This window comes from Francisella sp. SYW-2 (assembly GCF_008711475.1).
Classification (GTDB): Bacteria; Pseudomonadota; Gammaproteobacteria; order Francisellales; family Francisellaceae; genus Francisella; species Francisella salimarina.
Map to the genome: position 1 here is coordinate 93231 of NZ_VXKO01000005.1, position 20549 is coordinate 113779.

Consider the following 20549-nt stretch of genomic DNA (forward strand, 5'->3'; position numbering starts at 1 on the left):
AAAAGCTATTTTTCAGCACGATTAAGGAGAAAGCAAATTGACTTGTAATATAAAAGGTAAAGACTATATCTCTTTAACTTTCTTTATAATAGTTATTTTAGGAATAGGCATGTGTGTCGGCACCCTAACATCAACAAACATTCCAACATGGTTTGTAAAACTTGAACATCCTTTTTTTGCACCACCTAACTGGTTATTTGCGCCAGTTTGGACAGTTTTATATATTATGATTGCAATATCTGGATGGATAGTACTCAAACAAAAGGCTCTAAGAGAAAAAAATTTTATTATTTACGCAATTCAGTTAGGCTTAAACTTTTTGTGGAGCTTCATATTTTTTTGCTGGCACAATATTGATTTAGCTCTTATTGAGATGTCTATCTTATGGGTGCTTATAGCATGGAACCTAAAAGTATTTCTAGATATAAACAAAATTGCTGGGTACTTGCTTATACCATATCTTTTATGGGTAGGTTTTGCGTGGATACTTAATCTCAACTACGCAATGCTTAATTAAGAATATCTTTATCAGCAACAGCTAAATGTAAGTAATGCAAATGTTTATCATATTGATTGACTATATCTGCAATAACCTGATCTTTTGAATATCCCATAATATCATAGTACTGTCCACCATGACTCAAAAGCACCTCAACCCTATTATAATTATCCAACTTTGACTGATATGCTCTTAACATAACACTATATATAAAATCTTCATTACCCTCTATTGAAATTGTTAATTGTATATGATCATGGTCTCTAGTCACTTCTGTATTAATACCATTTTTTTCCATTTCATCTGCAACTTCGATTATAGCTGTTGTGACATCTTTTTGTAAAAACTCTATGGCCTGATCTTTCGATGGCTTATGAGCAATTGCTTCTAATCTTTTTTGCCAAGATGTGTTTGCTTTTGCAAATTGAACAACAGTTGAATGTGTCTCAATACTTTTAAGCCTCAAATAATCCAACCTTAAAGATTTAATTAAAGAAATACACATTAAGAGTAAGATAAATAATAGCGGAAACGCACTAATTATAGTTGCAGACTGAAGAGCCTGTAATCCACCTGCTAATATTAAAGATATTGCAAGCAAGCCGCTAAGTACTGACCAAGCAATACGCTGTAATGTTATTGATTGTTTGGCATTACCTGTGGCTAAGATATCTATAACTAAGGCTCCACTATCTGCAGATGTGACAAAGAATGTTACAATCAAAAATACTGCTAATATTGATAATACTGTAGAAAATGGAAAGTATTGTAAAAATTCAAATAATGCTACGGGTATATTATTATTCGCGGCATCTATCAAAGCTTCACCATTACCATTCATAGCTATTTCAATAGCAGAATTTCCAAAAACAGTCATCCACAAAAATGTAAAACCAACAGGTATAAATAGTACACCAATAGTAAACTGACGAACTGTTCTTCCTTTGGATACTTTAGCAATAAACATCCCAACAAATGGAGACCAAGCTATCCACCATCCCCAATAAAATAGAGTCCAGTTTTGTAACCATTCTTGATTCTCTCGATTATATGCGTAGAGATTGAAGGTCTGATTCACTATAGTACTCAAATAGTAGCCAATATTTTGGATATAATCACGTACCAACCCTGCTGTATTACCTAACAATAATACAAAAACCAACAGTACTACTGCTAATACAATATTAAAGTTACTTAATGCTTTAATACCTTTATCAAGTCCTAATGCAACAGATATAGTCGCTAATGCTACAATAAATACAATATATATAACTTGCATATTTATGGTATCAGGTAAACCTGTCAAAAAACTCATCCCTGCACTTACTTGCATTGCACCAAAACCTAGAGATGTAGCAACACCAAATAAAGTCCCTAAAACAGCAAATACATCTATTGCGTGACCTATAGGACCATATATATGTTTACCTAAAATTGGATAAAGTACTGAACGAGGTAATAATGGTAAATCATGTCTATAAGCGAAATAAGCTAGCGATAAACCAACAATAGCATATACAGACCAGGCTTCTACTCCCCAGTGAAAGAATGTCGTATTCATAGCTTCTTTAACGACCTCTAATTGGTCTGAGGATATATTAGGTGGCGCTAAAAAATGCTTCAAAGGCTCTGCAACTCCATAAAACATCAAACCAATTCCCATACCTGCTGCAAATAACATAGCAAACCATGAAACATTTGAATACTCTGGTAAATCATGATCTTGACCGAGTTTGATATCTCCAAAGCGACTGAACATTAATATCAAACACAAACACAAAAATACACTCATTGCCAATATGTATGTCCAGCCGAATTTCTCCAAGATTAAATTTTGTAGATTTTGAATATGACTGGCAAACTCATTTGGATAAAAAATCCCTGATAAAGAAAGAATGATAGCTAAAATAATTGCAGGATAAAAAACTGGCGCATAGGCACCTTTTTCTCGTTGCATAATAATTCCCAATATTGAATAAAATTTATATTACCATAACATTTATATGTATCTATATCAAAAATACATACCGTAACTATTTAATCTCATGATTAAAACCCATACAATATCAACCAAAATATTTTAGATATTTACTCAATGAAAAATCTAAGTCAAAAACTACTCAGAGAAATCAAAAAACTTCATTCACCTCAAGGTAGAAAAAAGTCTATATACTATGTTATAGAAGGGTTAAGATGCTGTAATGAAGCTTTAACAAGACTACCCAAGAAAGACATAGTCGCATTATTAACAACAGAAAGCTCCGATAGTCATGACTACCCTACTGATATAAAGCATACTCTTCCAGAGAAAGATTTCCATCAACTAACACAGACACAAAACTCCCAAGGAGTGCTAATCTTAGCTAAGAAAAGAGATACCTCATCTGACATTAAATTTAAGGATGATTTCATTCTAGTACTAGATAGAATACAAGACCCTGGAAATATTGGCACAATATTAAGGACAGCCATTGCAGTTGGCTTAACAGAGATAGTGCTTATAAATGGTACTGTAGATCCTTTTAACCCCAAAGCTATAAGAGCTGGTATGGGAGCACAGTTTAGTCTTAATTTTAGATATTTTGAAAATCTAAGCGCTGTAAGAAACTATCCAGCACTGAAAGAACGAAAAATTTGGCTAACAACACCACATGAGGGAGTTTCTTGCTATTCTAGAGAATTTAGATTAAATGATAGTATCTTAGTATTTGGTGAAGAGGCTAATGGTATCCAAGACTTTTCAGTAGGCCAAAAGACGATGATACCAACATTAAGTGATATTGAATCTCTTAATGTAGCCCAAGCAGCCACTATATATTTATTTGAGGGTCTAAGACAAAAAATGTTAAAATAACAGTGTAAACCTACATAGGAGAAGTTTATGAGTAAATGTAAAGTACACGAAAATCACGATCATGAACATAAGGACGGTTGTGGTCATACTAAAATTAAACACGGTGATCACTATGACTATATACACGATGGGCATCTTCATCATGAACACAATGGTCACTATGATGAGCATACTCTAGATGTCACAGCTAATAATCCAGGTGGGTGTAAACCAATCAAGAATGAATGTTGTGATCATGTTCATGGTCCTGATTGTGGACATGAAGCAGTACCCCATGGGGACCATATAGACTATATTGTTGATGGTAGATTACATCATCCTCATGGAGATCATTGCGATGATCATGGTCCAGTAGAAATAGTGAAAAACAACAAAAAGTAAAATTTAAATATTTAACTTTAACTAAAATCCTCTGTAAACGATGATTTTTTATAACTTAATAAATATTTTTAAACACCGACTTCTATAAAACCATTAGAGCCTTACAATTTCTCTAATATATATGTACCTGCCGCTCCAATTGGTCTGGTAGGCCATGGGAAAAGTACAGTATGATTATCTGATGGTACTTTGTATATAACCTCTCCATTCTCATAAGCAAGGACTGTTCCTTTCTTATATTTAGTAAAGTTTTTTAGACAAATATTATTATTTAGCTCAAAAGTTTCATTATTTTTAATTACTGGTGGACAAAATTTATATTTTTCAATTTGCTGAGAGTTTCTTTGTATCTTTTGGTTATACTTCTCAGATACTTGAGTATATAGATAGTTAGAGATATTCTCCAAATCCAATGGATTATTATCACCTAACTTATGGGCATGTCCAAGTTCAAATACCATACTTGTAATATAAGGATATTTCTTTACTATAAAAGAAACTAGAGTTCCTTTCATATTAATATCAGTTATAACTTTACCAAGATTACAAGCAAATAAAATTTTCTCATGAGATAAATTATACGGTTGTTCTTTGACACAAATTGCAAACTGTGTTTTATCATCTTGATATTCACAAAAATAATCTGGATAAACATAGCTATGTAAATCAAGTAATAGCTCTATTGAACTATTTTCAGCATCAAGTTCTTTTTTAAAATGATCTATCACTGTAATAATATCTAACGCTCTTTTATGCTCTAAAGAATTATTTAAGCTCAATTCATCAATATCAAAACATCTATTTAAATTAACTTCAATCTGACGTTTTCCTTGTCTAATTGCTTCTAGGTTACCTACTATAATCATTAATGGACGGTTAATAGTAATATTGCCGTTTATAAGATCATTAAAAAGTTTATAAACTAATTCCACAGGCCCTGTCTCATCACCATGTATACCTACTGAGACTATCATAGCTTTTTGTGAAGTTTTAGCAGTAGGAAAAATAGCAACAATACCATCATTATAATATTTTATAAGATTACCATTTTTTACTTTAGTTACTTTTGGATAATGCTTTTGAGAAAAAAGATCTATAATTTCATCTGCCATATTCATATCTACGGCTCCTTAAATCATTAATATAAAAATTAAATCAACGTAGCTACATCATCAATTTCAAAATCATTATATTTATCAAATATTTCAACTAATTCTGCTGGTATTTTTACAGGTCTGCCTTTCTGAGCATTTATCATTACCCAAAGGGTATCTGCTTTACACAGAAGAGCTTTATCTGACTTTCTATAAATATGATACTTTCTAAATGTAGAAATCTTGGTAATACTCTCTACCCACGTAACTACAGCGATATCATCACCTAAAAATCCTTGCGATAGATACTCTATAGTATGCTTCTTAGCAAACCATGTAAGTCCTTGAGACTCCGTTAAGTCAAAAACCTTATTAGCCTTGACATGCTCAATAGCCACATCCTGCATCCATTGAAGATAGACAATATTATTAAGATGATTATTTGGATCGATATGTTCAGGTAATACCTTAGTTGACAAAACAAAGTATTTTAACTGCTGATTCATTTCTGACCTAAGAACTTAAGCAAATCGCTATATCCACCAATCTGTTTATCATCAATAAATATTAAAGGTGTAGTTTCTAAATTATACTTATGTTTAAAAGCATCTGTTTCAGCTCTAGTTTTTAAAATATGGTCTTCAAAACACCAACCCTTTTCTTCAAATAACGCTTTTGCTTTTAGACCATACGGGCAAGTTTTCTCAGGTGTTACCATGCGATATAAAATTATTTTATTAAATTGTTGAGTCATTCTCTTATATTCCAAAATAATGTAGTATTAATATTGTAAGTATAGCACCAGCAATGAAATTTGAAAGGTAAGATTACTATGTGTACTAATGTTTTTATAAATAAAAATCAATACAAAATCGAAGCAAGATCTATGGATTTTCCAATAAATATTGCCTTTAAAAATGGTTGGGGTTATGTCGGTATTGAAAATGTAACAGATGTTGTAATAGATGCTGATAAAATTCCTGAAAGTAAAATCGCTAAGTGGACTTCAAAATATGGTTACTTTTGTAGATTAGGATTTGAGAGTTATGTAACAGATGGTTTAAACACTCAAGGTTTTTCATATAGTATCTTGTATTTAGATGGTACGGTATATCCAAGTTATGATGATAATGATAATAGGCCTGCACTAGCGGTGTATGAGTTAGGTAATTTTTTGCTAGCTATGGCAAAAGATGTAGCTGATGCTCTTAAATTAATATCTGAGCATCAGATAGTGAATAGTGCTGTAAAGTTAAAAGACGGCATATATATAAAAAATATTCCTCTTCACATGTGTTTAAGAGATGCTGATGGCAACAGTGCTGTAATAGAGTTTATTGATGGTAAAATGTACATTCATAAAAATGCTGGTAATGTCTTAACTAATGCACCTACTTACGAATGGCATCTAAGCAATATTGAAGAATATAAATCACTACTACAACCATCAGTAAATAATAGTAATCCTAAATTTAGTGATAGAGTTATTAATTATGCTGATACAATTTCAAGCTCTCGTCCAGAAGTAGCTCAATTAGTTGGACTACCTGGAGATTTTAGTGCAGCTGCAAGATTTGTTAGATCTTATATATTGTCTGAACTGATGCTTGAGCCAAAATCTAATAGAGAAGCTATATTTCATGCAGCATCAATAATTGCCAATGCTTCTGTACCACCTTATGAGAAATCTATGACACTATGGACAACTATTAAAGACCTTAAGAATCTAACTGTAGCATATAAAGATAATGCTGTATATCAAGGTACAGGTCCTGTAGGAGTTTATGCTATGAGTATAGATACTGGTTATGTCACTTATGATCTGAAAGCTATGAATTTCATAGATATACCACATCAAGTACAAGGTAGAGGAAAAAAAACTACTCCAAAAGAAGATATCAAACAAATTGTTGAGATGTCAGCTATTGTTGGTTTACAAAGACAATAAAATATAGGGTTTAATCTTCTTTTTGCTTCATTTTAATAGGCATGTGATTGCAAAATGGCTCTTCTGCAAGATAGCTACCGTGAATATTATAAGCTCTAGCTCTACAGCCACCACATATTTTGATAAATTCGCATGAACCACATTTACCTTCATAAGCACTAAAATCACGCATATCATGCATTACATCACTATGTTGCCAAATATCTGCAAATGATTTCTCTTTGACATTACCAGCGCTAACAGGCAGATAACTACATGGGTAGACATTACCATCAACATCTAGTAGACATATACTTTGCCCAGCAATACACCCTTTACCACCACCAGTTCCAAAACTAAGAGCTCGTGATCGAACCTTTGCTCCATCGTCTTTATTACGCTCAAAGCGAATACGATAATAATGTGGCGCACAAGTTGGACGCACAAGCATATCTTGCTCATCAGCTTCCATATCATAGTGCCAATTTAAAATATCTTGATAATCATCAATATCTATCAACTCTTGCATAAGCTCTTCACCACGCCCTGTTGGCACTATCATAAATAGATACCATGCTGTAGCCTCAAGGGATTTTGCTAGTTTATAGACATCTTTGATCTCATGTTGATTACGTTTGGTAAATGATGAGTTTATCAAAAATGGTATACCATGCTTTTTGAATAGTTTCGCAGCTCTTACAGTTGCTTCAAAGGCGCCTTTTTGGCTTCTAAAATCATCATGTGTCTCAGCTGTAGCACCATCTATGCTTAAAGATACTATACTTATAATTGAGTTTTTGATCCTCTTACAAATCTCATCTGTAACTAATGAGCCATTAGTAGCTAAAGCCATACGTAGACCTTTACTAGCACCGTATTCTGCTAGCTCAAAAATATCTGCTCGTAAAAGTGGTTCGCCTCCTGATAATACCAAGACAGGGTTAGCAAATTCGACTATATTATCAATGATTCTAAAGCCTTCCTCAGTAGAGAAATCTGGATGTCCTACTACTTCACATTCTGAAGATGAACGACAATGCACGCATTTAAGATTACAACGCCTAGTTGTCTCCCATGCCATCCATTTAAGTTGATGTTTCACTATAGTTGCCTATCTAGGTATTATGAAATATTATAACAAATAAAAGACATCTCTAGAAAAGTAATTTTTAGTCCTATAATATATATAGAAAATTTAATATATTAATCATAAGTTATGAAATTAAAAAAAGTCTTATTTGCTTGCTCAATTGCTATCTGTTGCATCAGTTTAAATAGCTGTATATTGAAGCTTCCTTTTCAAATTGTAGATGATGTTTTCCACGATATTACACCTTTTTAATTTAAGCTGAGAATTACTATTAGCATCTATTCAGATATGAATAAGATTATTAATATTTGTTAATTTTTATAATTTACTTATCTATAAGTCTAGTATATTAAGGTTATGTATGTAATATTAATAATACTTAGTTTAAAACTAAATTTATGAAAATTATACAGGAGAAATGAAATGTTAAAGAAAGTCGCGATTGCTACAAGTATATTAGTTAGTGGATTAGTTTATGCTGCCCCTTCAGCAGACTTTGCTAAAGTAGAAGAACAGCTAGTTAAAAATGATAACTACTCTGGTCACTTCATCCAATCACGCAAAATTCAAGGTTTGGACAAGCCTATTCTTGCATCTGGTGAATTTGAGCTATCTAAGAAAGATGGTTTAGAGTGGAACCAAGAGAAACCGTTTAAATCTTCTCTAAAAGCAACAAAAGATACTATTACAATTAAGACTGCAGATAGTCCAAAATCTGTATTTGGTGAAGAAGATAGCCCAATGGTATTCTCATTCTCTAAAGTATTCTTGTCTGTATTAGAGGGTGACTCAAAAGTAATCTACGATAATTTCAATACTAAATTCAGCAGTACTACAGATGATTGGACATTAATACTAACTCCTAAGACTGAATTACTATCAAAAGCTCTTAAAGAAGTAACCCTAAAAGGTGGTGAAACTATAACTTATGTAGAAGTAGTTGATGCTCAAAATAATGTTATGGATATCCAATTTAGCGATATAGAAATTGATTCTTAATTAAATCTCATGCTAAAAACTAAGTTTTCTCTTAGTTTTATTTTATTTTCTATATTTTTTACTTTTAGTATGTTAAATGCTCAAGATAGCAAAAACTCATCTAAAATCATCAAAGAAACGGCTAATATTTCTCTAAATATTGCGAGTTCCAACTACGATATTTTTTATCAAAAATCTAATCGAAATTTACCAGTAGTTATAGTCGTACATGGTTTCTCAAGATCAAAAGATAATATGTCTGGTTGGGGGAATTTCCTAGACATTATAAATAATAATCTTGCTTTGGTTGGTTTCTCCGCTGGAGGATTAGCTACTTTGATAGCGACATCAGAGAGTACTAAGGTCAAACTTTGGATAGGATTAGACCCTGTAGATGTAGGTAATCTTGGCTCTCAAGCCGCCAAGAATATAAATTGCCCAACCTATATAATAGCTGCCCCAGCAAGCGCATGTAATGCAAATAATAACTACAAAGACTTCATAACAAGTCTAAAAGATAATACTCTTATCAAAGTTAGTGGAGCTGTCCATGTCGATGCTGAATCGCCAACTAGTAGATTTGCTGAGTTGTTCTGTGGTAGATCCACACAGCAAAAAAGAGAGAGATTTCATGATGATGTATTGACGATTTTGGATAAGAGTTTTAAAAATGACTTATTGACAACTAATAATTATTCAAAATAATACTAATCTCCTCAGCTACTCTACTAGGAAATATTCCAACATATCCACCTAGTTTTTTAACGATATTATCTCCAGCTAGACCATGAACATATACAGCTAATCTACTTGCTGATAGCGTATCCAAACCTTGAGCTAAGAACGCTCCAATAATCCCAGATAATACATCTCCTTGCCCTGCCACTGCCATACCTTGATTGCCTGTAGCATTTATATAGATTTCATCAGATTTACAAATTAGGCTTCCAGCTCCTTTTAGTACTACTGTAGCGTTATACTTTTTAGCTAATGCTCTAACTGCTACAAATCTATCATCTTGGACTTCTTTAGTAGTACAGCCAAGTAGTCTTGCTGCTTCTGCAGGATGTGGTGTTATTATTTTATTTTCTAATTGGATAAATTTTTCTCTAATTTGTTGATTAGTTGAGATTATATTTAGGGCATCTGCATCAAAAATTGCTGGTTGAGTTAAATTATCAATTATTAACTGTAAAACTTGTTGAGAGTCATCTGTTGTGTCAAAACCAACACCTACTACCAAAGCTGAGAAAGTATTTAGATTTTTAGGAATATCTTCTAGAGATTTTGTCATTAGCTCAGGTATAGACATATTGGCACGAAAGTCTTTATCTAAAGATATCATCGAGACCTTACCACAGCCACTATATAGCGAGCTTCTACCAGCTAATTGCAAAGCTCCATTCATACCGATATTACCACCTATTATAGCTAGATCGCCATAAGTACCTTTATTGGTATTTTTCTTTTTTCTAAGGATATTATCAAGATTTATATCTTGAATATGATTTTTAGAGACTTGATACTCTAATTGAGTAATCTTGATATTTTGATTATCAATCAGCTCTTTGACAGTTACCTGACCAGCATAATCTAAACCATCGCCAGTATGTAGCCCTTGCTTATCAGCTAAAAATGTAATTGTTTCATTAGCTTGGATAGCATCACCATATACTTTGGCATTAAAAGCACCTAATCCACTTGGTACATCTATAGCTAATGTGTATTTTGAATTTTGATTTATAACTTTAACAAGTTCTAAAATATCTCCTTGTAAATCTCTATCTAGCCCTATGCCAAATATTCCATCTATTACGACATCATAATTATTAATATCCAGCAATTTATCTAAAGGAGCCTTTAACTTTGAAAACTTTTGATAATAGTTTCGGTTGTCTTGATTTCCCTTAGCAAAAACTCTATAAACATCAACACTATAGCCATTATTTAAAAGCTTGATCGCAGCTGCAACTCCATCACTACCATTATTGCCAGAACCCGCTATTACTAAGACTTTACTTTGTTTATCAAACTTAGCACTAATCAATTTAACAATTTCATCTGAAGCATTTTCGATTAGATTTAATCCTTGAGAAATAGCATACTCTTCAATTTCACGGTTTTGTTTTTCTGTTAAGAAATACACTTTTAAAAATCCTAAAAATTACTAAGTCTATAAATATAATAAGTGAAAGATAAAACTTTTGATATCATAAAATACCTTTTAGAGTAAGTTATAAATCCCAGCGCTGAACCGCTTGTACACTATCCGTTGGTCCTGTATTAAAACAAATTTTTGCAGTAGTTGCATATTGATGAACTACGTTCACTAATTTTTCAAATAGATAAAAACAATCATCATCTTTACGTACACCTGCACCTATTAGAACAATATCAAACCTTCTATTGGAAAGTAGATCAACAACCTCTTTAACTGCAGATTCTTCACTAGTTATATATCCCATTTGAGCATCATAACCAATATCATTTAACTTTTGTAAATCTACTTCAAGTACACTACGAAGCCTTTCGGGATCCATACCAGGATATTTGGAGTAATCAACAGAATTTGGCTCCCATCCTATACAAAGAACTTTCTTTTTATCCATATACATCTCCTTGTATTTTTACGACTAAATCATTGTATATTAATGACTATCTATTATCTATCTAGTATCCAGCATGATATATGATCAGATAAAAGATCTCTAAATCAATATCCATTTATAAGCTAAACTAATATGAAATATAAAAATCATTAGTTTTACATATATGATTTACCTGCCATAATACCAATAAAATTAAAACTTGATGGAAAAAAAATGAAAAAAATAGCTCTATTGATCACATCTATAATCTTGTTTAATCAAGGATTCTCAATACACACTAATGATAACAAATTCTTTGAAGCTACCCAGCTTAATAGTAAAAATTGTAGATATGCTCATGAGGTGGGTCACAATTCATTCTCAGAGCCTGAAATGAATCTCGCGTGCAAGCCTCGTTCTTAATTCTAGAAACTTAACTTTTAAGATAAAAGTTACCTGTCTTCAAAAAAAATGATACTTTAGTAAGAGTTTCCTCATCATGATGAATTTCACTATGATTTTTATTTAGAGTAATTCTGTCAATACTGTTTATAGAAAACACTGATGATACCTCTACCAAACCATCATGCTCACTTCTCAGACATAATCTTGCTAAGAGATTAAGTTTTGAATACTTATTACCAGCAATAAGACCTACTGATACTTTGTCTGCTACTCGATTACAAATTTCTAAATATTTATTAGTTACTTTGAGATCTTTATTTGGTTTTAGCACTCTGGAATAAAATGGAATCCTGTCACCGAAATTTGCGACTCTTGACCCAGCAAATGGCGAAGCTATAAATACACACTTTTCAACATTCGTAAGCTGTAACTTATCAATAGTCATACATGATATTATCCCACCCATACTATGAGCTACAAATATCAACGACTTTGATGATGGAATATTTTCTATAATTTGACATAGTTTATTAACTGCTATATCAATACTTACAAATGTTGTTGGTAAGTCAACTGCTATAACCTCATCATAACCATCTTTCAAAAAATTAGCTAAAGATGACATGTCTTTACTATTTTTAATAAAACCATGTACCAAAATTACAACTTTATCTTTATTCATCGTTATATGTATTACTTACAGATTAAAACCAAAACCCTTTAGATTATCTTTTAGAATAATATTAGGCTCATTAAATGTAATATAATCACTATACAAATCTTTAGCTACCCAGTCTAAAGGATCAAGATCAGCTACTGTAATATCTTCTGCTAATGCAAAACTAGCTATAGCTAAAATACCTGCTGGTGACTCCATCATACAACCCACCATACATGATATACCTGCAATGTCTGCTAGTTTCTTGATTTTTTGAGCTTCTAAAATACCACCTGTTTTTGCAAGTTTAATATTAATCATGTTACACGCTTGTTTATCTATAACTCGCTCTGCATCTTTGGCATCAAATACTGACTCATCTGCAACTACAGGAATATTACTAAATTTAGTAATCTCTGCCATTGCTTTTATATCGTAATATTTAACAGGTTGCTCGATTATCTCTACATTTAAACTATATTTGTTTATCTCCTCGATAAACTGCTTTGTTTGTGCTAGATTCCAACCTTGATTAGCATCAAACCTAAATTTAATGTTTTTACTAAACTCATTATCAAGAGCTTTAAGCAACTGGATATCTCTATTAAAATCAGCACCTGTTTTAACCTTAATAGCCGTAAAATTAGCTTCGACACCATTTTGAATATTTTGTATAGTTTCTGCAATGCTACCACAACTTATAGAAACATCAGTTTCAATGATATTGTTTTTTGCACCAAGTAATTTAGCAACAGATATATTTTGCTCTTTGGCTAATAAATCATGATACGCCAAATCTATAGCCATTTTGGCAGCAGAGTTAAACATCACTTTTTTAAAAGCTAGTTCTAAAGTTTGTTTGTAATCAGATAAATCTGAGCCAAGTATCACTGGAGCAAATATCTCACGAATAATATATTGCATACCCTGCAACGTATCTCCAGTAATCGCTGTGGTTGCTGGAGATACACCATAACCTTTAACTCCATTATCTAAAGTTAGCTCAACTGCTAAGGAATCAATATGGTTTGTACTTCGTACAGCTGTTATAAATGTTCTTTTAAGAGGTATTTTGATGATAGATGTTTTTATATCAATTATCTTACTCATATTGCAAATCCTGAAAGTATCTTAGCTACAATTAATCCACCTTGGGTACCAATCAAAAACCCAAGTAAAGCCATAACAACTGCGATAGATACCAAACTTCTTGTATATGCACTTGCTAATATAGGTGCTCCTGCTATTCCACCAATATTTGCTAAAGAGGCAATAGAGCACATTGCTAAGTTTAGCCTAAATATCTTGGCAATTATTATCATAAGTATAGCATGAATAACAAGAACCATAAGTCCACAAACTATGTATATCGATGCTTGAGAAAACCCTTTAAAACTTGAGCCTGATGCTATAAGTGCGACCAAAAAATATAAGAAGATACTTGCAATAATACTATCACTTCTAATTTTGGCTAATGGAGTCATAGCACCTACAAACCCAAATAGTGTTACTAGCAGTATTGTCCAAGTCTTAGCAGATATTAAATCTGTTGCTGGTAAATAACTTGATAAAATCTTTGCTATATCAGTAGCAGTAAATGCCATTGCAATTAGTACAAATATTCCAACAAAGTTAATATCGCCTTTGACATCATAAGGGTTATTGATATCAACTTTACTTATATGCTCTTCAATACAACCTGCTTTAGTCCATTTATCAAATATATTTGCTCGAGAAATAAGCGCAAACAGAAAAGCAAACCAAATAGAATAACTAATAGAATCTGTCAATAGTATATAGCCCATCTGATTATCAGGAGTACCTAGAGCTTGCTTAACAGCGATCATATTACCAGTACCACCCATCCAACTTGCTGATAAAGCTGAGAACCCTTTCCAAGCATCTAATGATATGTACCTACCGACAGTCAAGTACATTATAATAAAAGCTATCATGATACTTACTGTAGCTCCAAAAAATGCTATAAGTAATTTTCTACCTAGCTTTATAACTACTCTAATATCACAGCGAATAAGCATCAAAAATAACATCACAGGCAATATTAAGTCTTGAAGCTGTAATCTTGTTTGAATAATTTCTGAAGATTTTGAATCCCAAAATCCCATAGCTGAAAGTACTACTATGACAAAATAAATAATTACAATCGCTGGAAAATATTCAAATAATTTTGATTTTGATTTACTTGATAACAAAACTATAAGACTACAGATAAGTAATAAAGATGATATATAAGATAATGAAGTTGAAATCATATTTTAGAATTTAAAACAGAGATAAATAAATTATACAGATTTTTGAACTTAATCTTTAAGAAAATTCTCGATATCAGATATTAGATCTTCAGGAATTGTTTTAGGCGCATATCTAATGACAGTCTCACCATCTTTTGATACTAAAAATTTTGTAAAATTCCATTTTATACGTTCTGTACCTAGTACGCCTCTTGCCTTATCCTTGAGATATTCAAATATAGGTTCAGCATCTTTACCATTTACTTTTGTCTTTTTCATTATTGGGAAAGTAACATCATAGTTAGTTTCACAAAAGTTTTTAATCTCTTCATCACTACCAGGTTCTTGCCCCCCGAATGAGTTACAAGGGAAAGCTACTATCTCTAAATCCGGATGTATTTTATGCAAATGTTGAAGTCCCCTGTATTGTTTAGTAAAACCACACTTACTTGCAACATTAACTATCAAAAGGACTTTATCTTTCGGTAAATAATATTCCGAACCATCGTTTTTAGTTAGTTTAAAGTCGTAAATCGACATTCCATCACCTCTTATATACATTATTTAAAAACTACTTTGGTGTATTCTGATCCGGAGAGTTCAAAATACTAAAAATCTCATCCACAAGTTTAGGATTAACATTATACTCTATTGCAAAATTTGTACGCGTAGCTTCTAAGTCCTTATCTTGGAACGGATCTGAATCTGGTAAGTTTTGCTCTTTTTGTAAATCCAACATCTTACTTCTTAACTCCTGTCGCTCAGCTATACTCTTTATAATTTGCTCATCGGCGTGCATAATTTCAGACTCATATTTGCTTGGCGTAGGTTTAGCTATAAAGCTACTTGGTGTCATTGCAAATGACATACCAAATATTGATATACTCACCAACATTAATAGATACTTTTTCATATATAATAAAACTCCTAATATAGTAAAGATACTATAATGGTTTACAAAAACTTTTAAAAGCCCATAATATGTAAAAAATTAATTAATTGCCTTATGTTTTTTAAAAGTAAAATTTCTACTGATTCTTCAGAGCCTGAAAGCTCTGATAACATAGAAGATCATGCAAATATTATCAAACCAAAATTACTTAGATTATTTAACTGGTTGATATTCTGTTCGTTTATTTTAATACTAGCCTCTTACTTAAGTGCACAAATATATATTTTCTCTTTTATATTTTGCATTCTAGTAACTTTAATAATCAAGCTATATTTGTTAAACAAACTACCTCCCACTAATTTTAAAATCTACATTATTATTTTTCTGATAGTTTTTGTTTTATGTGAATATAATCATTTACAAATTGTTCATACAAAAACCATAAAAATTAGTAGTATAGATTATAGGCACTTACTAACTGATCCTGGAATATTTGTTGGAGCTCTTTGCAATATTATCTTTACTACAAAAATTCATGTAGCAAATCAGTTATTCTTTAGTGAAAATTTTATACAATGGTTTGCTATATATTTTGATAAAACTCCAGAGCAAACTTTAGTCTTTCTTGATGGTGTGTTTATGTATTCTTTTGGCTATGTTATTCCTATTTTCATCAATTTTATATATGCAATGTTAATTGGAGTAACTGTGATTAGAATAAAACAATTAATATTTAAAAATTAAGACCTAAGAAAGTGACTTCCTACACTATATTTTCTACTTACTGCTTGTTTTACAGAGAGTTTAGCTAACTTGATTACTTTACGATAAGCCTCTAATTTTAAATCGTAATTTTCTAAATCATGATTATGGGCAATAGATTTTTCTAATACTTCTAGCTCTTTATAGACATTTATTAACTCATTTTGCTTTCTAACTAATCCAACACTATCCCACATTAACTGGCGTATATGAGTGATTTGTTTTGTATAATCACAATGAGATTCAACTAATTTTAACTGTTGATTGTCCTCTAGATAAGTATCTTTTGTATTTATTAAAATATGTTTACTCGCTGCAAGTGCATACACAATACACTCTAGTAGAGAATTACTCGCAAGCCTATTTGCTCCGTGAAGACCAGTACAAGAAACCTCACCAACTGCATAAAGTCCATCGATATTTGTTTGGGAGTATTTATCTACACTAATCCCCCCACAGCTATAATGCGCTGCCGGAGATATTGGGATTCTATCATTTGTAGGATCAATATTATTATCTAATAACTTCTGATATATGTACGGAAAATTTTCTTGCCATTGACTAGAGCTCAAATGAGTAGCATTTAGGTAAATATCTCTTCCAGCTTGCATATTTATATATATTTGTCGTGCAACAATATCTCTAGGAGCTAGATCTTGTCTTTTATGGACTGACTTCATTATTCGTAAGCCCTTCTCAGTTTCTAGAACTGCTCCACTACCACGAATAGCTTCTGATATTAATACAGGATCTCCATTTCGAGCAAAAAAACACGTTGGATGAAACTGTGTAAACTCTAAATTCTCAAGCTCACAACCAATATCATAAGCCATTATCATAGAGCTTCCAGTGCCGGCTGTTGCATTAGTTACATATTTGTACAGTCCTGAAGCTCCACCCGATGCTAATATCACTTTTTTTGCAATAAACTTAGTCACATTATGACTTTCGTTATGAGTATATAAACCTATACATTTATTATCTTTTTTAATCAATTCAATAACATTATGTTCAGAATATATAGTGATATTCTTTAATCTATCAAGATTTTCGTACAACTTAGTAATAACAGCTCGACCAGTATAGTCTTTGATATGCAAAATTCTTGCTAAGGAATGTCCTCCCTCCAAATGTAAGCTATATTCACCATCTGACTTCCTATCAAACTCTACGCCATGCTCTTCTAACCACGATATTGCGGAGTTAGATTCTGTCACTACTTGTGTAATACTCTCAAGATTTGCAATCTTACCACTAGCTATATATGTATCGTTTACATGTGATTGTATAGTATCTTCCTCAGAAACTATTGCTGCGATTCCACCTTGAGCATACGAGCTTGCGCTATGACTTAATTTTTGATCAAAAATCAAAGCCACATTTAATCCATGCTCAGCTAACTCAATAGTGGCTACTATACCAGCTAATCCTCCACCAACTATAACTACATCATGCTTTCTAGTAATCATTGTTATAATTGAACCTGCATAGATAAATCTATCGCCGTAATATGTTTAGTAATTGCCCCAACAGATATAAAATCCACACCCGTTTTAGCCATCTTCACTATAGAGTTACTATCTATATTACCTGATACCTCAAGCGCTACTTTACCTTTAGCAATCTCGACTGCTTTGTTTATATCCTCGATCGAGAAATTATCTAGCATAATGATATTAGCACCAGCTTGAATCGCTTGATTTAACTCATCAAGGTTAGTCACTTCAACTTCTATAGTTTTTGTAGGTTGTAAACGAGCAGCTTTTGAAACAGCCTTTGTAATGCCGCCAGCTGAGCGGATGTGATTCTCTTTAATCAAATATGCGTCAAATAAGCCTATGCGATGATTAAATCCTCCACCACATGTAACAGCATATTTTTGAGCCATACGAAAACATGGAACAGTTTTACGCGTATCAAGAAGCTTTGTCTTATAATCAGCAATCAATTTAACTAAATTATTTGTTGCTGTTGCTGTAGCAGAGAGCATCTGAATAAAATTAAGCATTGCTCTCTCTGCTGTTAAAATACTCCTAGCATTACCCCTAAGCTCAAAAATCTTCTCACCAGCAGATATTTTGTCTGCATCATCATAAAACCATATTATCTGGATATTTTTATCCACTTGATTTATAACTTCATTAGCAAACTCTTGGCCACATAAAACCATATCTTCACGTGTAATACAAAATGCTGTCGTATCTACATTTTCGGCAAGCTGCGCAGTAATATCACCATCTGCAATATCTTCGACTAAAGACTCCGCTACTAATTTTTTAATAACATTCTCTGGAACACTAGTAATCTGATTAGTATTTAACATTATTTCAGACATAATACTTCCTTAGAAATTTATCATTCTGTTTAGAGGAATAAGAGCTTTTTGGCGCACTATTTCTTCTACGAATATCTCATTATCTTTATTAATCAAACAATCTTTTAGATTCTTAAGTTGATTTAGCTTCATCCATGGACATTTTGCACATGATTGACATGTTGCACCACGACCTGCTGTAGGTGCTGGAATAAATTGTTTATGCGGTGATAACTGTTTCATCTTATAAAACACACCTGTATCAGTTGCTACGATAAACTTATCATTGTCCATCTCTTTACTTGCAGCTATTAATTGAGAAGTTGATCCTACTGCATCGGCTCTTTTTATAATCTCAGCAGGTGACTCTGGATGTACCAAAACCGCAGCATCTGGATATTCAAGCATCAGATCATCAAGCGCTTGTGCCTTAAACTCTTCATGTACTATACAACTACCATCATATAGTAGCATATCAGCTCCAGTTTGTTTTATAATCCAATCTCCAAGAAATCTATCAGGTCCCCAAAGTAATTTTTTACCTTGCTTATGCAGATGTGAACATATTTCCAAAGCATTTGATGATGTCACGGTCCAGTCAGCTAGAGCTTTAATCTCCGCAGATGTATTAACATATACAACAACCTCCCTATCAGGATTAGCTTCTATAAACTTTTTAAACTCATCATTACTACAGCTTAAATCTAGCGAACACTCAGCTTCTAAAGTTGGCATAAGAATTTTTTTCTCAGGACTGAGGATCTTAGCAGAATCGCCCATAAATCTAACACCCGCAACCACGAGAGTATCGCATTCACTTTCAAGACCAAACTTTGCCATAGCCAGAGAGTCTCCAACAAATCCACCAGTTTTTTCTGCTAACTCTTGTATTTCTGCATCAACATAATAATGTGCTACCAAGCAAGCATTATTCTGCTTCAATAGCTCTTGTATTTCATGCATATATTGTTGCTTTTCAGTATCTTTTATTTTCAAACTAGGTAACTCTTGTCTAGCTTGTGATATTTTGTCTTTTATAAGTTTTTGATTTAACATCCAAATGTCTCCTTAGTTATTAGCTTTGGATATTTTCTTCGAAATATTTACATAGTTGCTCTAATGATTGACTAAAATCATCATTTACGAGTTGATAATCATATTCATCTGCATGAGAGATTTCAGACTCTGCTTGACTCATTCGATAGTCTATAATGTCTTTAGAGTCTGTATTTCTAGTTTCTAGACGCTTTCTCAACTCATCCATAGATGGAGGTAAAATAAATATACTCTTTGCCTTGTTTCCATATATAGATCTTGTTTGTTGGGCACCTTGCCAATCAATCTCAAGAATTATATTTTTGCCTTGCGCAAGTAATTTATCTATTTCAGACTTAGATGTCCCATAGTAATTTTTGAAAACTTTAGCATATTCAATAAAGCCATTAGCGTCTAGCATCTTTTCAAACTCTATAATTGAAACGAAATGATATTCTTTACCATTAGTTTCACCTATCCGAGGATCTCTAGTTGTATGTGATGTTGCAACAGCAAAATTTTCTTTGCCAATTTCAGTTTCTAAAAAAGCTTTTAATAAGGAGCTTTTGCCAGCACCAGAAGGCGCAGAAACTATAAAAATATAGTTACTCATTTATAGAAAAAAATTATTGTATAGATAGTCCGATGAATTATACAACTTTAGATCAGTAAATAGAATAATACACTAGAAATTATCTCTGTACACGATAAAAAATATTGAAAGGACTGATTAAAGCCTTATATATTCATTATTTGCGAAAGATGAAAAAGTACTTTAATCAGCTAAGAGGAAGTCTATCTGAAATATTCAATTGGCACA

At 32.3% G+C, this 20549-nt stretch carries 24 protein-coding genes; 8 read left to right on the plus strand and 16 right to left on the minus strand.

Annotated features, from left to right (window positions below):
- Window positions 1-37 precede the first annotated feature (37 nt).
- On the plus strand, window positions 38-517 hold the full coding sequence (locus tag F3D57_RS03225; protein ID WP_150465171.1) for a TspO/MBR family protein: 480 nt from the start codon (window positions 38-40) through the stop codon (window positions 515-517).
- On the opposite strand, the gene F3D57_RS03230 is transcribed toward F3D57_RS03225, so the two are convergent.
- Window positions 510-2456, minus strand: coding sequence for a BCCT family transporter (locus F3D57_RS03230; protein ID WP_150465172.1), 1947 nt, complete (start codon window positions 2454-2456; stop codon window positions 510-512). The two genes, F3D57_RS03225 and F3D57_RS03230, sit on opposite strands and share 8 nt — an antisense overlap.
- Window positions 2457-2594: 138 nt before the next feature.
- Here F3D57_RS03230 and F3D57_RS03235 point away from each other — a divergent pair, with 138 nt between their 5' ends.
- Window positions 2595-3353, plus strand: coding sequence for a TrmH family RNA methyltransferase (locus F3D57_RS03235; protein WP_150465173.1), 759 nt, complete (start codon window positions 2595-2597; stop codon window positions 3351-3353).
- Between the two features lie 27 nt (window positions 3354-3380).
- Window positions 3381-3734, plus strand: coding sequence for a hypothetical protein (locus F3D57_RS03240; protein ID WP_150465174.1), 354 nt, complete (start codon window positions 3381-3383; stop codon window positions 3732-3734).
- Window positions 3735-3835: 101 nt separating this feature from the next.
- Here the strand turns inward: F3D57_RS03240 and F3D57_RS03245 are convergent, their stop codons facing one another.
- From F3D57_RS03245 to F3D57_RS03255, 3 genes are read right to left on the minus strand one after another with little or no spacing between them, the layout of a single operon-like run.
- Window positions 3836-4852: a succinylglutamate desuccinylase gene (locus F3D57_RS03245; protein ID WP_150465175.1), complete on the minus strand. Its 1017-nt coding sequence runs from the start codon at window positions 4850-4852 to the stop codon at window positions 3836-3838.
- A 32-nt stretch (window positions 4853-4884) separates the two neighbouring features.
- Window positions 4885-5334 carry an acyl-CoA thioesterase gene (locus F3D57_RS03250; RefSeq protein WP_013923225.1) on the minus strand — a complete coding sequence of 150 codons (450 nt, stop codon included), beginning with the start codon at window positions 5332-5334 and terminating at the stop codon, window positions 4885-4887.
- Window positions 5331-5582 (minus strand): glutaredoxin domain-containing protein, encoded by a 252-nt coding sequence (locus F3D57_RS03255; RefSeq protein ID WP_150465176.1) that lies wholly within the window; start codon window positions 5580-5582, stop codon window positions 5331-5333. Before F3D57_RS03255 ends, F3D57_RS03250 begins: the two co-directional genes overlap by 4 nt.
- A gap of 78 nt (window positions 5583-5660) precedes the next feature.
- On the opposite strand from F3D57_RS03255, the gene F3D57_RS03260 reads away from it, so the two are divergent.
- Window positions 5661-6776 carry a linear amide C-N hydrolase gene (locus tag F3D57_RS03260; RefSeq protein WP_150465177.1) on the plus strand — a complete coding sequence of 372 codons (1116 nt, stop codon included), beginning with the start codon at window positions 5661-5663 and terminating at the stop codon, window positions 6774-6776.
- 10 nt (window positions 6777-6786) lie between these two features.
- Here the strand turns inward: F3D57_RS03260 and F3D57_RS03265 are convergent, their stop codons facing one another.
- Window positions 6787-7857, minus strand: a complete 1071-nt coding sequence (locus F3D57_RS03265; protein ID WP_150465178.1) for a radical SAM/SPASM domain-containing protein — start codon at window positions 7855-7857, stop codon at window positions 6787-6789.
- A gap of 411 nt (window positions 7858-8268) precedes the next feature.
- On the opposite strand from F3D57_RS03265, the gene F3D57_RS03270 reads away from it, so the two are divergent.
- Together F3D57_RS03270 and F3D57_RS03275 are read left to right on the plus strand one after the other, a co-directional pair.
- Window positions 8269-8844: a LolA family protein gene (locus F3D57_RS03270; protein WP_150465179.1), complete on the plus strand. Its 576-nt coding sequence runs from the start codon at window positions 8269-8271 to the stop codon at window positions 8842-8844.
- Window positions 8845-8913: 69 nt separating this feature from the next.
- Window positions 8914-9528 (plus strand): alpha/beta hydrolase, encoded by a 615-nt coding sequence (locus F3D57_RS03275; RefSeq protein WP_224728145.1) that lies wholly within the window; start codon window positions 8914-8916, stop codon window positions 9526-9528.
- Here the strand turns inward: F3D57_RS03275 and F3D57_RS03280 are convergent.
- Entirely contained in the window at window positions 9509-10969 is a 1461-nt protein-coding gene (locus F3D57_RS03280) for an NAD(P)H-hydrate dehydratase (protein WP_150465181.1), read from the minus strand. The two genes, F3D57_RS03275 and F3D57_RS03280, sit on opposite strands and share 20 nt — an antisense overlap.
- Window positions 10970-11057: 88 nt before the next feature.
- Window positions 11058-11432, minus strand: a complete 375-nt coding sequence (locus tag F3D57_RS03285; protein ID WP_013923232.1) for a hypothetical protein — start codon at window positions 11430-11432, stop codon at window positions 11058-11060.
- Window positions 11433-11645: 213 nt separating this feature from the next.
- Between F3D57_RS03285 and F3D57_RS03290 the strand changes: the two genes are divergently transcribed.
- Window positions 11646-11834: a hypothetical protein gene (locus F3D57_RS03290; RefSeq protein WP_146421292.1), complete on the plus strand. Its 189-nt coding sequence runs from the start codon at window positions 11646-11648 to the stop codon at window positions 11832-11834.
- Between the two features lie 10 nt (window positions 11835-11844).
- Here F3D57_RS03290 and F3D57_RS03295 read toward each other — a convergent pair whose 3' ends face one another.
- From F3D57_RS03295 to F3D57_RS03315, 5 genes are read right to left on the minus strand one after another with little or no spacing between them, the layout of a single operon-like run.
- Complete coding sequence (locus tag F3D57_RS03295; RefSeq protein ID WP_150465182.1) at window positions 11845-12498, minus strand: alpha/beta fold hydrolase; 654 nt, start codon at window positions 12496-12498, stop codon at window positions 11845-11847.
- Window positions 12499-12513: 15 nt separating this feature from the next.
- Window positions 12514-13584: a dipeptide epimerase gene (locus tag F3D57_RS03300; protein ID WP_150465183.1), complete on the minus strand. Its 1071-nt coding sequence runs from the start codon at window positions 13582-13584 to the stop codon at window positions 12514-12516.
- Complete coding sequence (locus F3D57_RS03305) at window positions 13581-14747, minus strand: DUF819 domain-containing protein (protein WP_150465184.1); 1167 nt, start codon at window positions 14745-14747, stop codon at window positions 13581-13583. The genes F3D57_RS03300 and F3D57_RS03305 overlap by 4 nt, the downstream gene beginning before the upstream one ends.
- A gap of 48 nt (window positions 14748-14795) precedes the next feature.
- The gene (locus tag F3D57_RS03310) at window positions 14796-15266 is read right to left on the minus strand and encodes a glutathione peroxidase (RefSeq protein WP_146421480.1); all 471 of its coding nucleotides are present in this window, start codon (window positions 15264-15266) and stop codon (window positions 14796-14798) included.
- 31 nt (window positions 15267-15297) lie between these two features.
- Window positions 15298-15639, minus strand: coding sequence for a chorismate mutase (locus F3D57_RS03315; protein ID WP_146421288.1), 342 nt, complete (start codon window positions 15637-15639; stop codon window positions 15298-15300).
- 93 nt (window positions 15640-15732) lie between these two features.
- Here F3D57_RS03315 and F3D57_RS03320 point away from each other — a divergent pair, with 93 nt between their 5' ends.
- Window positions 15733-16362, plus strand: a complete 630-nt coding sequence (locus F3D57_RS03320) for a hypothetical protein (protein ID WP_150465185.1) — start codon at window positions 15733-15735, stop codon at window positions 16360-16362.
- On the opposite strand, the gene nadB is transcribed toward F3D57_RS03320, so the two are convergent.
- From nadB to gmk, 4 genes are read right to left on the minus strand one after another with little or no spacing between them, the layout of a single operon-like run.
- Window positions 16359-17849 carry an L-aspartate oxidase gene (gene nadB, locus F3D57_RS03325; RefSeq protein ID WP_150465186.1) on the minus strand — a complete coding sequence of 497 codons (1491 nt, stop codon included), beginning with the start codon at window positions 17847-17849 and terminating at the stop codon, window positions 16359-16361. The genes F3D57_RS03320 and nadB overlap by 4 nt on opposite strands.
- Window positions 17850-17851: 2 nt before the next feature.
- Window positions 17852-18715: a carboxylating nicotinate-nucleotide diphosphorylase gene (nadC, locus tag F3D57_RS03330; RefSeq protein WP_150465187.1), complete on the minus strand. Its 864-nt coding sequence runs from the start codon at window positions 18713-18715 to the stop codon at window positions 17852-17854.
- A 9-nt stretch (window positions 18716-18724) separates the two neighbouring features.
- Window positions 18725-19750 (minus strand): quinolinate synthase NadA, encoded by a 1026-nt coding sequence (gene nadA / locus F3D57_RS03335; protein WP_150465188.1) that lies wholly within the window; start codon window positions 19748-19750, stop codon window positions 18725-18727.
- A gap of 19 nt (window positions 19751-19769) precedes the next feature.
- The gene (gene gmk / locus F3D57_RS03340) at window positions 19770-20342 is read right to left on the minus strand and encodes a guanylate kinase (RefSeq protein WP_042518566.1); all 573 of its coding nucleotides are present in this window, start codon (window positions 20340-20342) and stop codon (window positions 19770-19772) included.
- Window positions 20343-20549 lie beyond the last annotated feature (207 nt).